General features: G+C 57.1%; 10 protein-coding genes. All 10 read left to right on the top strand.

Going from position 1 to position 14,352, the window contains the following annotated elements:
- Window positions 1-140 precede the first annotated feature (140 nt).
- The 10 genes from JMN36_RS03300 to JMN36_RS03255 all read left to right on the top strand — a co-directional run bounded on the left by JMN36_RS03300 (window position 141) and on the right by JMN36_RS03255 (window position 14,321).
- Complete coding sequence (locus JMN36_RS03300) at window positions 141-1,199, top strand: ABC transporter substrate-binding protein (RefSeq protein ID WP_204087549.1); 1,059 nt, start codon at window positions 141-143, stop codon at window positions 1,197-1,199.
- A gap of 206 nt (window positions 1,200-1,405) precedes the next feature.
- Complete coding sequence (locus JMN36_RS03295; RefSeq protein ID WP_204087548.1) at window positions 1,406-3,310, top strand: siderophore-interacting protein; 1,905 nt, start codon at window positions 1,406-1,408, stop codon at window positions 3,308-3,310.
- 306 nt (window positions 3,311-3,616) lie between these two features.
- The gene (rplN, locus tag JMN36_RS03290) at window positions 3,617-3,985 is read left to right on the top strand and encodes a 50S ribosomal protein L14 (RefSeq protein ID WP_012732418.1); all 369 of its coding nucleotides are present in this window, start codon (window positions 3,617-3,619) and stop codon (window positions 3,983-3,985) included.
- On the top strand, window positions 3,986-4,300 hold the full coding sequence (rplX, locus tag JMN36_RS03285) for a 50S ribosomal protein L24 (protein ID WP_012732417.1): 315 nt from the start codon (window positions 3,986-3,988) through the stop codon (window positions 4,298-4,300).
- Window positions 4,301-4,302: 2 nt separating this feature from the next.
- Window positions 4,303-4,857, top strand: a complete 555-nt coding sequence (gene rplE, locus JMN36_RS03280; protein ID WP_012732416.1) for a 50S ribosomal protein L5 — start codon at window positions 4,303-4,305, stop codon at window positions 4,855-4,857.
- A 522-nt stretch (window positions 4,858-5,379) separates the two neighbouring features.
- Complete coding sequence (locus JMN36_RS03275; protein ID WP_204087547.1) at window positions 5,380-9,183, top strand: VaFE repeat-containing surface-anchored protein; 3,804 nt, start codon at window positions 5,380-5,382, stop codon at window positions 9,181-9,183.
- Between the two features lie 316 nt (window positions 9,184-9,499).
- Window positions 9,500-9,970, top strand: coding sequence for a hypothetical protein (locus tag JMN36_RS03270; protein WP_204087546.1), 471 nt, complete (start codon window positions 9,500-9,502; stop codon window positions 9,968-9,970).
- 335 nt (window positions 9,971-10,305) lie between these two features.
- On the top strand, window positions 10,306-11,025 hold the full coding sequence (locus tag JMN36_RS03265; RefSeq protein ID WP_204087545.1) for a M43 family zinc metalloprotease: 720 nt from the start codon (window positions 10,306-10,308) through the stop codon (window positions 11,023-11,025).
- Between the two features lie 762 nt (window positions 11,026-11,787).
- Complete coding sequence (gene pgsB / locus JMN36_RS03260) at window positions 11,788-13,281, top strand: poly-gamma-glutamate synthase PgsB (RefSeq protein WP_236881719.1); 1,494 nt, start codon at window positions 11,788-11,790, stop codon at window positions 13,279-13,281.
- A complete protein-coding gene (locus JMN36_RS03255; RefSeq protein ID WP_236881720.1) occupies window positions 13,281-14,321 on the top strand; it encodes a poly-gamma-glutamate biosynthesis protein PgsC/CapC in 1,041 nt (346 codons plus the stop codon). Before pgsB ends, JMN36_RS03255 begins: the two co-directional genes overlap by 1 nt.
- The last annotated feature ends 31 nt before the right edge of the window (window positions 14,322-14,352 follow it).

Raw genomic sequence — 14,352 nt, 5'->3', positions numbered from 1 at the left:
TCGTGTCAATAAATTAGGCTAGCCATACTGAATGATAGATGCGTTGTGGATCGGTGGGCATCCTGGCCCAAACAGATGACATTGTGCATCTGTCATAATTCTGTGGCCTGCATTGTTCACACTTTTGAATTGGAGTTTCCGTGAAGCGTTCACTTGTCCGCCCTATGCCCTTGATCGCCCTGACGTTGGCTGGTTCCTTGGTTTTGGGTGCGTGTTCGAATGATGACGACAGTTCCAGGGATTCCACTGCCGCAGATTCAACTAGCCAGAGTGCGTCTGAGGGTGCGAAGGATTCGTCGGATGCCAAGGAAGTCACAATTAAGCATGCGTGGGGTGAAGATACATACCCGGTGAAGCCGAAGAAGGTTGTAGCGATGGGTACATCGGTTGATAACCTCCTTGCACTGGGCATTACCCCTGACGTTGTTGTTCAGAGCCCTGATGATGCTCAGAACGCCAAGTGGAAGAACGACAAGCTGAAGGACGTCAAGAAGATTGACGCTGATCCTCGCGAGTTGCCGGTAGAGAAGATCGCGGCGGAGAAGCCCGATTTCATTGTTGGTGATTTCTACCGCATTAATGAGGACGCCTACAACAAGTTGAAGGAAGTTGCGCCGACTCTTCCGGGTATGGGCCAGGATCCGCAGCTGATCGGTTGGAAGCCGCAGCTGGAGGCCTTGGGCAAGATCTACCAGGATGAGGACAAGGTCAAGGACATCGAGAAGAAGGACACGGAAGCCTTCGAGAACGCCAAGAAGGACCTTAAGGGTCTGGACGGTAAGACGGCGCTGGTGGTTCAGCACCGCAGCGGTAACTTCGGTGTGATTACCGACGAGGCCAACCCCGCCAACCAGTTCTTCACTGACCTGGGGATGAAGCTGCCCGCCGGGTACACGGATGGTTCGATCCCGACGCAGCAGGGCCGCGCCATGATTTCCCCGGAGAACATTGACAAGTTGACTGCGGACTTCATGGTTCTGTTCGCTGCCGACGGGATGGACGCGGTCCGCGCTGTTCCGGGCTACAACGACCTGAAGCAGGTTAAGAGCGGTGCCACGGTTGAGGACAACAAGGCTGTGTCCTCGGCGCTGTATGTTCCGTCCTCCCTGTCCCGCGAGTGGGCTCTGAAGGAAATCAAGCCGGAGCTGAAGAAGGTCTCGGACGAGAAGTCTGACTCGAAGGATGACTCCAATAAGTAAGGCTGTTCATCTACTTCATTGCCGACGCTTCCCTGCGGCTGTGGGGTGGCGTATCGGATGAGGGTTTCCCGGGTGTGCCGTGTGGCATACCCGGGTTTTCTTGTACCGTACGGGCGTGACCGGGACATGAAAGGTGCCCGTGCCCGTAGAACGTTAAAGCCAATTTATAAAGCCGACGTTTGCGACATATTAAAAGGAATGATCATATGAAACGCAATAGCCGTCACCACGACATTTACCCGATTTCTTTACGCGAGATCACGGTGAGCCGCGTGGAAGACATCACCCCAGGGATGCGGCGCATCACTTTCACCAGTGAGCAATTCGACGCCCACCAGCAGGGCGACGTGCACGTCCCCGAAATGATCAGCACAGGTTTCGACGACGACGTGCGTTTGATTTTCCCTCACCCGGAGACAGGGGAGCGGCCAGCCCCCAGGGCGTTAGGCGATGGCCGCCTGGAGTGGACCGCGGAGATCAACGAGCTATTCCGCACGTACACGGTGCGCCGATGGGATGCCGACGCCGGCGAGGTGGATATCGATTTCGCCCGCCACGGGTCAGGCTTGGCCGAGGCATGGTCGGAGTCCGTCGCGCCGGGTGACAGTATTTATATGGCCGGCCCGAAGAATTGTGGCGCCCTCCCCGAGGGGGTGGACTGGATGCTCCTGGCCGGGGACGAAACCGCGCTGCCGGCCATCGGCCGTTGCGTAGAGAGCTACCCCGCGTTAAAAGCGGTTGCGGTTATTGAGGTCACCACGCCGGACCGAATCCAGAAACTGAACATTCCATCCCCCGACGTGGAACTGCACTGGGTAGTGAGGTCCCAGGGACAGTCGCTCGGCAGTGCGCTCGAGTCCCTGGACTGGCCCGAGGGCACGCCCTACGTCTGGTGTGCAGGTGAGGCCGGCCAGCTCCGCGGCATCCGCAAGCTGGTCAAGGAACGCGGCGTCAAGCCCGAAAACACGCAGATCGTGGGCTATTGGCGCGACGGCAACGCCTCCGCCAGCAAGGCCACCAGCACCATCGCCGCTTACAACCGTCTTTCCGAGATGGCCGATATCGCCCCGGCCTTCGCCGTCCGCGCCGCCGCCGAAGCCGGCATTTTCACCGCGATCGACGCCGGCTTCACCACCCCCGGACCCCTCGCCGAGGAGACCGGCATTGCCTCTGATCGCTTGGTGAGGTTCATGCGGTACCTTGCCGCCCTGGAGCTGGTCACCATCGAGCACGAAGAAAGTCCCTCCGTAGATCAGCCGTCCACAGACCAATCCTCCACCGCTCAGCCCTCCAGCGACGCGGTGACCTATGGCCTCACTCCCGTGGGCATGGAGCTAGCCGATCCGACCTCGCCAGCGGGCGGCTACCTATCTGGCTTCGGCTCCATGCCTGCGATGTCCTTCATCCACGTGGGCCAGGGTTTGCGTACCGGCACCCCCGTCCAGTTGGGCACCTCCGGCCGCACGATGTCCGAGTGGCAGGACGCCAAGCCGGAGCTGGGCAGCCGCTTGGCGGTGGGTGCGAACCTCCGCATGGGGTGGGTAGCCCCCGCCGTGGTCGCGGGCTTGGACCTGGGCGGCGCGTCCTCGGCGCTGACGCTCGGCCCCGGCGCTGCCGTCCTCGCCGATGAACTCACCCGCACGAACCCGTCCCTCACGGTCACGATTGTGGATCGCCCCGAGCACGAGGGCCTCAACATGGCGGAGGTCAACGATTCCAGACGCTCCCGGGTCTCCCACACGACCGTGACGGGCACCGCGTCCGCCGCGACCGCGCCCTCCATACCGGATCAGCTCGACATCCCTCGCGCCGATGTTGCCGTTATTCATGATCCGTGGGGTTCCAATAGTCCAATAAATGGCCCTGGTGTTATAGCCAATCTTTCAGACACTGTGTCGTTAATCGTTGTGGTTACCCAAGTTCTTGCCGACGACGGCTCAGGCGATGAAGAAGACTACGAGGCCGACATTCAACGCATGTTGGTATCGGGCGCCTCGATCCCCACGGGGCGGGAAGTTCGGGCTGCGCTACGCGACGCCGGCTTCGAAGTAGAGAGCCGCCAGCCGGTGGGATGGGGGCCGATCCGTTTTGTCGCCCGCAGGGTTGGATGATTGCCCCGATGTATGCAATACTGTTCGGGTTGTCTGAGGCAGGTGGTTAACCTGCCCGAATGTGGTAACGTCGCCATCCCTTTTCGCGATATAGCAAGCGGAAGGCGTGATTCTCACCTGGTCAGTGCGTTAATAGCGTGCGACAGGGTGCAGTTACCACCAGCTGTTTGGTACTTATGTCGCTCTTATGTGGGCGATGGTAAGGGCTGAAGAATCGGGCTAACCATCTCAAAACAGACAAGACCAGGTGCGTTCGGGTCGGAAATCCGGCGCACGAAGCAACAACCCCAGGTCTAGGAGACTCTAGTGATTCAGCAGGAATCGCGTTTGCGAGTCGCCGATAACACGGGTGCACGGGAAATCCTGTGCATCCGTGTGCTCGGTGGTTCCACACGCCGCTTCGCTGGTATTGGTGATGTCATCGTTGCCACCGTGAAGGAAGCAACCCCCGGCGGAAACGTCAAGGCTGGCGACATCGTCAAGGCCGTTATTGTCCGCGCGAAAAAGGAAACTCGCCGCCCGGACGGCTCTTACATTCGTTTCGACGAGAACGCTGCCGTTCTTATCCGTAACGACAATGAGCCACGTGGTACGCGTATTTTCGGGCCAGTTGCCCGCGAGTTGCGCGACAAGAAATTCATGAAGATTGTCTCGCTCGCCCCGGAGGTGCTCTAAATGAAGATCCATAAGGGCGATACCGTCATCGTCATCTCTGGCCCGGACAAAGGTGCGAAGGGTAAGGTCATTGAGGCTTACCCGAAGCGTGACAAGGTCCTGGTTGAGGGGGTTAACCGCATCAAGAAGCACGTTGCTAATTCAGCACCGGAGCGCGGTGCGGAGTCGGGTGGAATTGTCACCCAGGAAGCTCCTATCCACGTCTCTAACGTGATGATCATCGATGCTGACGGTAATCCGACACGTGTTGGTTACCGTTTCGACGAGAACGGCAAGAAGGTCCGTATCTCCCGACGTACCGGGAAGGACATTTAACCATGAGCGAGAACTACACCCCCCGTTTGAAGACTCGGTACCGCAGCGAGATTCGTGAAACTTTGAACAAAGAGTTCGAGTACGCGAATGTCATGCAGATCCCGGGTGTCACCAAGGTCGTTGTCAACATGGGTGTTGGCGACGCTGCTCGTGACTCCAAGTTGATCAACGGCGCACTGAACGACCTCACCCTGATCACCGGTCAGAAGCCGCAGATCCGCCGCGCGAAGAAGGCTATCGCTAACTTCAAGCTGCGTGAGGGCATGCCGATCGGTGCTCGCGTCACCCTCCGTGGCGACCGTATGTGGGAATTCCTTGACCGCCTTCTGACGGTTGCTCTCCCGCGTATTCGTGACTTCCGCGGTCTGTCGGATAAGCAGTTCGACGGACATGGTAACTACACCTTCGGTCTGTCCGAGCAGTCCATGTTCTACGAGTTGGATGTGGACAAGATTGATCGACCCCGTGGTATGAACATCACGGTGGTGACTTCTGCGACAAACAATGAAGAGGGTCGTGCTCTGCTGCGCGAGCTGGGCTTCCCATTTAAGAAGTAAAGATCTGTAAGTAGAATCTTTTCCTGGCTTTATATAGGGGCGAGGGATGGTTGATAACCATCCCTCGCCCCTATTTGTGTGCCCTATGGAAATTATTTGTATAACAATCTGTTAACAGTTAGAACTAAATGGGGGTGGACTGTTCGTATCTAAAAACTCAACTTTGAAGCAACGTTAGCGAAAGCTGCAAACTTTATGTGCAGCGTATGTGCGTATTTGTGGGTGTCTGACTTCCGCTAATGGGGGTAACCCGATGCGGGAGTGGTCAAAAAAGAAACGCTGCAGGCCTGAATTAATACCGAATACGTAGGTAATTTTGTACCGCCTGCAGCATTTGGTTTACGGAGCAGTAGCCGCTATTTTCGGTGAACATGTCACTTATGTTGTAGAAGTTTCTCTACGTTTAGGAAGCTTTCACCGGAGTGTGGCGACGGGTGGATACGTCACCGCTGCTCCGCAACATAGGGGCCATAGGTACTGTTGTTTTACCTCTATGGAGTTTTGAGATGCATAACCACAGGCGTGGGCGCCGTAATAACCGGGGGAGGTGAGTCGCGCGCACGCGTGGTCTACGCCATCATCGGCGCAATGGCCCTGCTGTTGGGCGTCGCACGGTTTGCACCGTCCGACATGGCACCAACTGCCTACGGAGCGTCAGATATCGGCGATCCCAGTGCAAGCGCGACTGGCCAGGTCGACCCCAAGGCCGTCGGGGAGTTAACCGCTCCCACTAAAGCAAGCCAAAATCATGTACCCATTCGGGGAACGAAGTTTTACGTATCCGATGAGCTTCCCGAAACTTCTAGGGATAAATATGTCGACGGGAACGTTTACGGAAGTTTCACGATTGCTGGTGACACTCCTGCGGTCTGTGTAGACCTTGCAGGAGCAGATCCGAAGTATGCCAGCGCCTACGTAGTTGCTGACAGCAACACGACACCTTCGCACGAGCGCGACAACCGGACCTTTAACGTAGATACCGATCTCGCGCGAAAGTTCGCAGCAAAGTGGGGCGATGCCCTCGCTTCGCACGATTGGCAGACAATCGCTAGCCAGTCGGGCGTCGCAGGTGCAGATGCTACGAATGCCCAATTAGCTGCGTCTATGGCAGTGTGGAGCCTTCAAGGTCGTCCTATCGACCGTCAGGTAGTCCGCTGGCACGTAAACGGAACTCACATTTCGAATGTTGACGATAAGAGGACCCAAGAGGTTCGCAAGATCGCTCAAGCCTTGGTCTCTCAAGCGGAAAACTACTCCGCTCCTTCAGACGAAGCTGAGCCGGCAACTGTGAAGATTTCTCAGGGTGACCGTACTGAAAACGGTGACGGAACAGTCATTCCGATTTCCGTGTCTGGCAGCTCTGACGACGATAAGGCGACTCTCAAAGTAGAGGGCCTTCCTTCCGGTGCGAAGCTCACGGACGCTAATGGCAAGACTGTTAATAACGGTGACGAAGTCGCTGTTCCGTCCGAGCTGAAGTTGACGATTCCGAGCGGAACTGATCCTGGACAGGCCAAGATTTCCGCTACGACCACGAAGACGTCAAAGCTTCCGGCAGGTACTCTGCTCAAACCAGTTGGGTACCAGGATTCGCAGTGGATTATCACTTTGAAGCCGGGCAAGGACGTTCCTTCGAACGCGACCGCTGGCATTAACGTCAAGTGGGACAAGGAGACCCCGTCCTCGAGCTCTTCTTCTTCGTCGCCCTCGCCTTCTTCGTCTAGCCCTGCTACGAGCTCTACCCCGAAGCCGGTCGTGCCGAGTTCGACCAGTAGTGAGTCAACGACGTCATCCTCCCGCGTGACCTCGTCATCGACGACTCCGGCTCCGTCGAGCACGTCTTCGTCGGTGAAGCCGTCGTCGACGAGCCCGTCTGATTCCTCGACGACCAGTACGTCTTCGTCGACTCCGGTTGTTCCGAAGAACGATAACCCGAAGATTTCGACCACGGTTGATGTTGATGGGAAGAAGTCTGCTGAGGGTAACCCGGTTAAGGTTGATGCGTCCAAGCTGCATGAAGGCATTAACGTTAAGGACCACATTGACTACGAAGGTCTGGCTCCTGATACGAAGTACGAGTTCACCGGTACCTTGATGAAGGTGGAAAACGGTAAGGCCTCGCCAGTTTCTGGGGTGAAGCCTGCGTCGACCATTGAGACCATTGGTAAGGATGGTAAGGGTACGGCGACGGTTGACTTCGGCAAGATCACTGATCTGAAGCCTGACACGCAGTACGTTGTGTTCGAAAAGGCTGTTCCGGTTGACAAGAGTGAAAACCCGACTGTCGATAACAACGGAACTCCGAAGAACCCCAGTGAGGATAAGCGGGAGACCGTTACTCACGAGGATGCCGATGATGATTCTCAGACCTTCGTTTCTGGTGGTGAGTCTTCGTCATCGACGACTCCAGCTCCGTCGAGCACGTCGTCCTCAGTGAAGCCGTCGTCGAGCGAGGTTACGTCGACGTCGAATCCTGCGCCGGCTGACTTTAAGCAGCCGTCGTCGTCTACGTCGTCGACGAGCCCGTCTGATTCCTCGACGACCAGCACGTCTTCGTCGACTCCGAAGCCTTCTAAGGGCAAGATTTCGACCACGGTTGATGTTGACGGCAAGCGTGCAACCGACGAAGAGCCTGTGATGGTTGAGGCCGCTAAGGCTAAGGAAGGTATTAACGTTAAGGACCACATTGATTATGAGGGTCTGAAGCCTGGTACCTATCGGTTCACCGGTACGTTGATGAAGATTGAGGATGGTCAGGCTAAGCCTGTTTCGGGTGTTGAGCCTGCTTCGGTCTATGAGACTGTTGGTGATAGTGGTAAGGGTACAGCGACTGTTGACTTTGGTAAGTTGACTCGCTTGAAGGCTGATACGCAGTACGTTGTGTTCGAGAAGGCCATTCCGGTTGATAGCAGTAAGAACCCGACTGTGAACAATGATGGGACTCCGAAGAATCCGAGCAAGGATGATCGTGAGACTGTCAAGCACGAGGATTCGAATGACACTGCCCAGACGTTCGTGACGCAGCCGGAAGATGAGGTTACGTCGACGTCGAATCCTGCGCCGGCTGACTTTAAGCAGCCGTCGCCATCTACGTCCGAGACCACACCCTCTCCGTCGACCACGTCGAAGCAGTCGCCATCTCCGTCGACAACCAGCCAGCAACCGCCGGCAGAGATAACCGAGGGCAACCCGAAGATCTCGACCACGGTTGACGTTGACGGTAAGCGTGCCTCCGAAGACGGCCCCGTCTTCGTGGACTCCGCTAAGGCTAAGGAAGGTATCAACGTTAAGGACCACATCGATTACGAGGGTCTGAAGCCTGGTACCTATCGGTTCACCGGTACGTTGATGAAGATTGAGGATGGTCAGGCTAAGCCTGTTTCGGGTGTTGAGCCGTCCTCCATCTACGAGACTGTTGACGACAGCGGTAAGGGCACGGCAACCGTTGACTTCGGTAAGCTGACCCGCTTGAAGGCTGACACGCAGTACGTCGTCTTCGAGAAGGCTGTCCCGGTTAACGGACTCCACATCCCGACCGTGAAGAACGACGGAACCCCGCGTAACCCGAACAAGGATGACCGCGAGACCGTCAAGCACGAGGATTCCAACGACGCTGCCCAGACGTTCGTGACCACGCCTGAAGGCGAGACTGTCCCGCCGACAAGCAGCACGACCCCGCCGAGCAGCGACAAGCCAGAAACGCCTGGTAGCGAGTCCCCGACGCCGGACACCTCCAAGCCGGAAACCCCCGGTAGCGAGTCCCCGACGCCGGATACGGACAAGCCTGGTAAGCCTGAGGACAACAAGACTCCGGGCAAGCCTGTTCCGGGTAAGCCGAGCGAGACCCCGGACAAGCCTGGTGCTCCGAAGGAAACCACTCCGGAGAAGCCTTCGGACTCGACCGACAACGGCAAGTCCGAGACACCTGGCAAGCCTGGTCAGCCCAGCAAGCCTGGTCAGCCTGGTAAGCCGTCCTCCGAGGCGCCTGCTCAGCCTGGCGAGTCTGGTACCCCGTCCTCCGAGACCCCGGCTCCGTCGGATAACAACGGAAACTCCGGACACTCGGACGGGTCGGATAACGGAACCAATGGCTCGGATAACGGTGGCTCCGATAATGGTTCCAACGGTTCGAACGGTTCGAGCAACGGCTCAGGCAGCGGTAGCGGCTCGGGTAGCGGATCCGGCAGCAGCTCCAGTCACGGAGTCGGTGGAGCCTTGGCTTCCACCGGTGCGAACGTGATCTGGTTGGCACTGCTGGCCATGATCCTGATCGGTGCAGGTGCAGGGGTTGTCCTCTGGAACCGCCGCCGTTCCCACGAGGGATAAAACAAAGTGAGTGAACCTCGGTGAGCGCCCCACATTGGGACGCCCCCGGGTGTTAATTGCCAATCACTACCAAAGGTAAACATCAGCGTCGGTTGTGCGTGGTGCCCATCGCCGTGATTCATACGCGGTGGAGCCGCCCACATGCCGTCGACAATGACGACCCTTTGCTACGCCCTCCACACCGGAGTGACGTAGCCCCCTTACACCCCCGGCCAGAGAAGCGGATTCAGCGCAGGCCTGGTGGCACAGCCAGCGTTGCGCCATGAGGCTGTGCGAGAATCCGCCATACTGTGGCCACCACGAACAGGAGAACACAATGCGACTGACCAAGAGAATCGGTGCCGTGGCACTCAGTGGCGCGATGGCTTTTGGCCTCGCAACTGTTACGGCAGCTACCGCTCCTACAGCAAGTGCGAAGCCAGCATGTGAAGGACAGACAGCGTTAACGAGCACGGCTGCCCCGCTTGACCATGTCATTACCCCTGATGGTAAAACCATCACCATCGAGAACAAGCGCAACGTTCAGCAGTTTGTCTACTTGAGCAGTTGTGACGCCGAAAAGCTTGCCAAGCTTATCGGTACCCTGGAAAAGGGTGATGATGTCAAGAAAGAGGTTGTGAAAGCAATACCCGGCATTGAGCAATTTGCTAACTCGGTAGCTAAGGGTATTAAGGATAAGAAGGTATTAACGTCCCAGAACCTCAAGGACCAGTCCAGCGACTTCACCAGCGGCGTCATTCTTGTCATCAGGAATGGCTCGATTGCGTTGATCGCTAAACAGGTATAACAACGACGAGATGATGAGGATCTACCCCTCTGAATAAGGCGCTGTGCCATAGCGCGCTAAGCAGTGTTTCGGCGTTGTGCTGTGCCTCAGTGCTGCGCCGTGGAGGGTCGTCGTCTCCGCCTCACAGGTGGCAGCGGTACCATAGGTCATCGCTGTCGCGAGTGCTTTTATAGTCACCTCGGGTGGCGTTGTGTATGTGCACCGCCTACCGAGGCGATTTTTATATTCGGACTTGTATAGATTCATGTCCGTACAGGGGAGGGGGCTGAGTAGGAAGAGAAACTCCGCTGGATAAGCGAACTCCACGTGAACTACCGAGACAGAAAGTAGCCCGCATGCAGTTTTCCTCTCAGACGAGAGTATCCCAATCTCCCGCACAATCATCTCTCCACCAAGGTCGACAACGACGTCGACTCGGTGCAGTAGTCGTGTCTGCCGTCGCCTCTGGTGCGATGCTTCTATCACCCGGACCCGCACCGGATGCGCGTGCTACCGATAAAAATGGTGAAGATAACACGCCCGCGCAATGTGCGGACGCGCATGACGCGGTCAACAATGGAAAGCCACTCCCGCAGTTGGAGTTGTTCCGAAAAGGCCACGGGGCCGTGCATGACGGGAAAGTCGTCATTTTTAACAACAGCGAACGGTACTCCGACGAGATTCAGGCTGCGGCTGACTCGTGGACCGAGGCGACTGGTGGGGAGATCACGTTCGACGTAAGCGATAAAGAGACGTCGAATTCTGTGCGCGTTTTTGATGTCCACCGCGACGATGCCACGTGGGTGGGGTGGACGCGTCATGAACCCTATCGGGTGCTCCTCAATGTGTCGTACCTCGATGAAATGTCGCAGAGTGCGCGTCAGGGCACCATTGCGCATGAGTTTGGCCACGTGCTGGGGTTAAAGCATGGCTGCCCAGGGGACTTGATGCACGCGACGTCAGATCAGCAGCAGCCGAAGATACCCCAGCAGACGGATGTACAAGCCGCTCTTCAGGGTGACAATGAGAAGACCGCTGTTGGTACAACGCGGTCATTCCCGGATTTTCTTGGCTAAATTTTCTACTTCTTTTGCTATCACTATTAAATTTTTTGGATATATAGGGTATAAATGTAGGCAGAGTGTAACACTCTGTCGCGATCTAGCGATTATATAAATGTCACAACGCGCAAAGTGGGCTTGTATAAGCTAGGGCACAGCTTCTTGGTCACTTCGAGCGGCGTGATGAGAGATGAAAGCGCGGGTGCACAATACACCCGCGCTTTCTTATGTGCCCGAAAAACTGACGGCGTGATGATTATCACATCAAATATTACAAACTCGTCAAGATTGTGTATCGAGTGGGTAATTGTAGCGTTGTCTGACAATATGGTGTGTATTGTCTAAACGATGCCTGTGCTGCATAGATGAAGGGCGTTTTCTCCGTCCCTCGTGGCGCAGACCGGGGGGATTAAATGGGGCATGGGGGCAGATGAGGATCGGACGTACCCTCTAGAACGCAATAATGAAGCCCCCTTGGGGTTGTTTTCTTGTGAATTCCAGTAGCCAGACCTTGGAGTTCTCTGTAAGCTTCACGACTGGTTATTTCGACAATGGAATTGCGAGTTCTAGCAACGAGTGCATCCCCTCGATTGGCTCTAGTTTTTCGGGGGAAGTCAACGTGATTCCGTCGCGTACGTGTGCCCTTTTTGTACGCGGTGGGGGAGTTGTCAAGGCTGTCCGATTGATCAGGCAGCAGGGTGTTCTCAAGCTGGGGACTTTTTCCTATGTCTGACCCGTGCCCCATCTCTCATCACGCTCTGCCAGGAGTGATTTTTCATGATTACCTTTGCCGCGCTTGCAGGAACGGCTGGGATCGCCGGAATGTACGCGTTCCGGCGCAAAGAAAATGCGCACCGTTCGCGCATGTCCAAACTTGACTACAACATTCACGTCAACGGTATCCGCGGTAAATCTACCATCACACGCATGCTGGGTAGTGTCCTCCGCGAAGCCGGGGTATCCACCGTGTCAAAAACCACGGGTACCTACGCGTGCGTCATCGACCCGGAAGCGGGCGAACACCCCATTCAGCGCACCGGCCCGGCGAACATCAACGAGCAGTACGACTTCTTGAAAGAATGGCTCGATGGCTCCGTCAACGGCCTCGTCGTCGAGTGCATGGCGGTGAAGCCCAAGTACCAGAACCTGTGCCAGAACGTCATTCTCCGTTCGCCCATTTCCGTGATCACGAACGTCCGCCTGGACCACCAGGAAGAGATGGGCGACACGGTCGAGGAAATCGCAGACTCGCTGTGCAACACCGTCCCCGAACACGGCCTGGTCATCACCGGTGAGCGCAACGAAAGCGTCCTCAAACTCATCCGGAAGAACTGCGAGGCACGGAACTCCCGGTTGATCGTCGCTGAAGAGAGTGAGCTCTCCCGCAGCCTCGTCGACAAGTTCGCGTACCAGCAGTTCGAAGAGAACGTTGCTGTTGTGTTGGCGCTGGCTGAGGCCCTCGACATCGACACCGACGTCGCTGTGCGCGGCATGCTCAAGGCAGAGCCCGACCCGGGCACAACCAAGGTCATCAAGGTCGAGGAAGAAAACAACTCCCTCTACTGGGTCCCCATGTTCGCCGTCAACGACTGGGAATCCACCACCAAGGTCTACAACTCCGTTCACGACGGCCGCCTGCCGGAGGACACCAAGCACGTCATCGCGATGAACAACCGTGCCGACCGCACCGACCGCGCGTCCATGTTCGTCGACGTCATCACCAAGGACCTCAAGGGGCAGTTCGACAAGATCGTGCTCTACGGAGATATCCAAGACGTCGTGTACCAAAAGCTGATTGCCGGCGGGGTGGCCGAAAGCAACATCCTGACCACCACCGACATCGAGGAAACCGACGGCAAGGCGCTGGTGGCGCGTGCCCGCGAGTCCTTCGACGATGACACCGAAGTTGCCGTCTACGGTATGGTCAACATCCACACGCAGCACGTTCAGTCCATGGAGAAATACATCTCCACGCTGAAGTCTGAGAACGCGCTTGCTCCCGTGGAAGAGCTGACCGGCTCGGTGGAGGTTACCGCCCCCGAAGAAGCCGTGACGACGACCAACACGGACGCGGCTGCGCGTGGCAAAGATGTGGCTGACGACGCGGAGATCGCCGACGTCGCTGCCGAGGTTGCGGCGGATGTTTCGGACGATGCCGACGTTGCAGCTAAGGTTGCAGCCGACGTCGCTGCTCACGACAAAGACGCCGATATCGACACCGAAATCGGCGCAGTATCACGTAAAGACGAGCACGTAGAGGTCATGGCGTAGTGAACCTACTGGAATCTCAGGGATATAGTTTCCTGTGCGACTACATTCACCTCACCTTCCTCATTGGGGTGATGGTCAGCTATCTGTACTTCCGCAAGTATCGCGTATCGATCGGCGGAACGCTGGCCGTGGGATATTTGGCAGCATCCCTCTATGCGCCATTGAACTCCCTGGTCACGGTCCTGGTGTCCATGTTCGCCTTCGTGCTCATCAGGTTCGTCGTCCTCAAACTTTTCCTCCCACGCCCGCGGCAGATTTTCGCCATCGGCCTGGCTATCGGTGTGATCTGCGGGTTGGCTTGGCTGGGGCTCTCCGAATTCCTGTTCTACCGGACCAAGGAACAATACGGCCTGGCCCTCGTCGGCGTGATTGTCCCCGGTATGATCACGAACTCGCTGAATAAGCAGGGGCTCAAGAAGACCCTCCTGCCCATGCTGTGGATGGTGCCCCTGGCAGGCGCCGTCGGGTGGGCCTTGACGTACGTGACCGTCAAGTGGCTGAACATCTCGATTTCTGACCAGCTTTTCGACGCGTCCATCGAGCGTCTCCCCCTCGTGTTCGCCCTATCGGCCACCTCGGTGTTGATGGCGCTGATCATTCAGGAACAAACCGTTCGTACGTTCAAACTCCGTACCGGCGGCTACGTGACCGTCGGATTCCTGTGGGCGGCGGCAGTGGCGAACACCTGGTACCTGCTGATCCTCGGCCTGTCCGTGGCAGCCGTGTACCTCATCTACCACGCGTACGAAGCGCGTGTGCCGCTCTTCGGTAAAGACCGCTTCGTGGTGTTGATCTTCACGTCGTTCGCGGTCACAATCACGATCGAATACATCTTCTCGCTGGTCGAAGGCGCGAAACTTGCGGGGCCGCAGAACATTGTTCTTTGCGTCCTGCCCGCGATTATCGCCAACGACCTCATCCAGTACGGGTTCAAACGTACCGGCGGGGGCATGGGGATTTCGCTGGTCGGCACCAGCTTGGTGGCCGCGCCCCCTCGTCGCGTTCCTGTAAAGGGGCGGCGAGACAGAGGCGGCCGTTAGGGGGCTCGGCCTTGTAGAGCGGCTCGTCGGG

Source organism: Corynebacterium pseudokroppenstedtii (genome assembly GCF_019754945.1).
Taxonomy (GTDB): Bacteria; Actinomycetota; Actinomycetes; order Mycobacteriales; family Mycobacteriaceae; genus Corynebacterium; species Corynebacterium pseudokroppenstedtii.
This window is presented reverse-complemented; position numbering and strand designations above follow the sequence as displayed.

What these genes read in the sequence shown, in the direction of transcription:
- JMN36_RS03295 (WP_204087548.1), top strand. Translation starts at nt 1,406, where the DNA reads ATGAAACGCAATAGCCGTCACCACGACATTTACCCGATTTCTTTACGC.
- rplX (WP_012732417.1), top strand. Translation starts at nt 3,986, where the DNA reads ATGAAGATCCATAAGGGCGATACCGTCATCGTCATCTCTGGCCCGGAC.
- rplE (WP_012732416.1), top strand. Translation starts at nt 4,303, where the DNA reads ATGAGCGAGAACTACACCCCCCGTTTGAAGACTCGGTACCGCAGCGAG.
- JMN36_RS03270 (WP_204087546.1), top strand. Translation starts at nt 9,500, where the DNA reads ATGCGACTGACCAAGAGAATCGGTGCCGTGGCACTCAGTGGCGCGATG.
- JMN36_RS03265 (WP_204087545.1), top strand. Translation starts at nt 10,306, where the DNA reads ATGCAGTTTTCCTCTCAGACGAGAGTATCCCAATCTCCCGCACAATCA.
- pgsB (WP_236881719.1), top strand. Translation starts at nt 11,788, where the DNA reads ATGATTACCTTTGCCGCGCTTGCAGGAACGGCTGGGATCGCCGGAATG.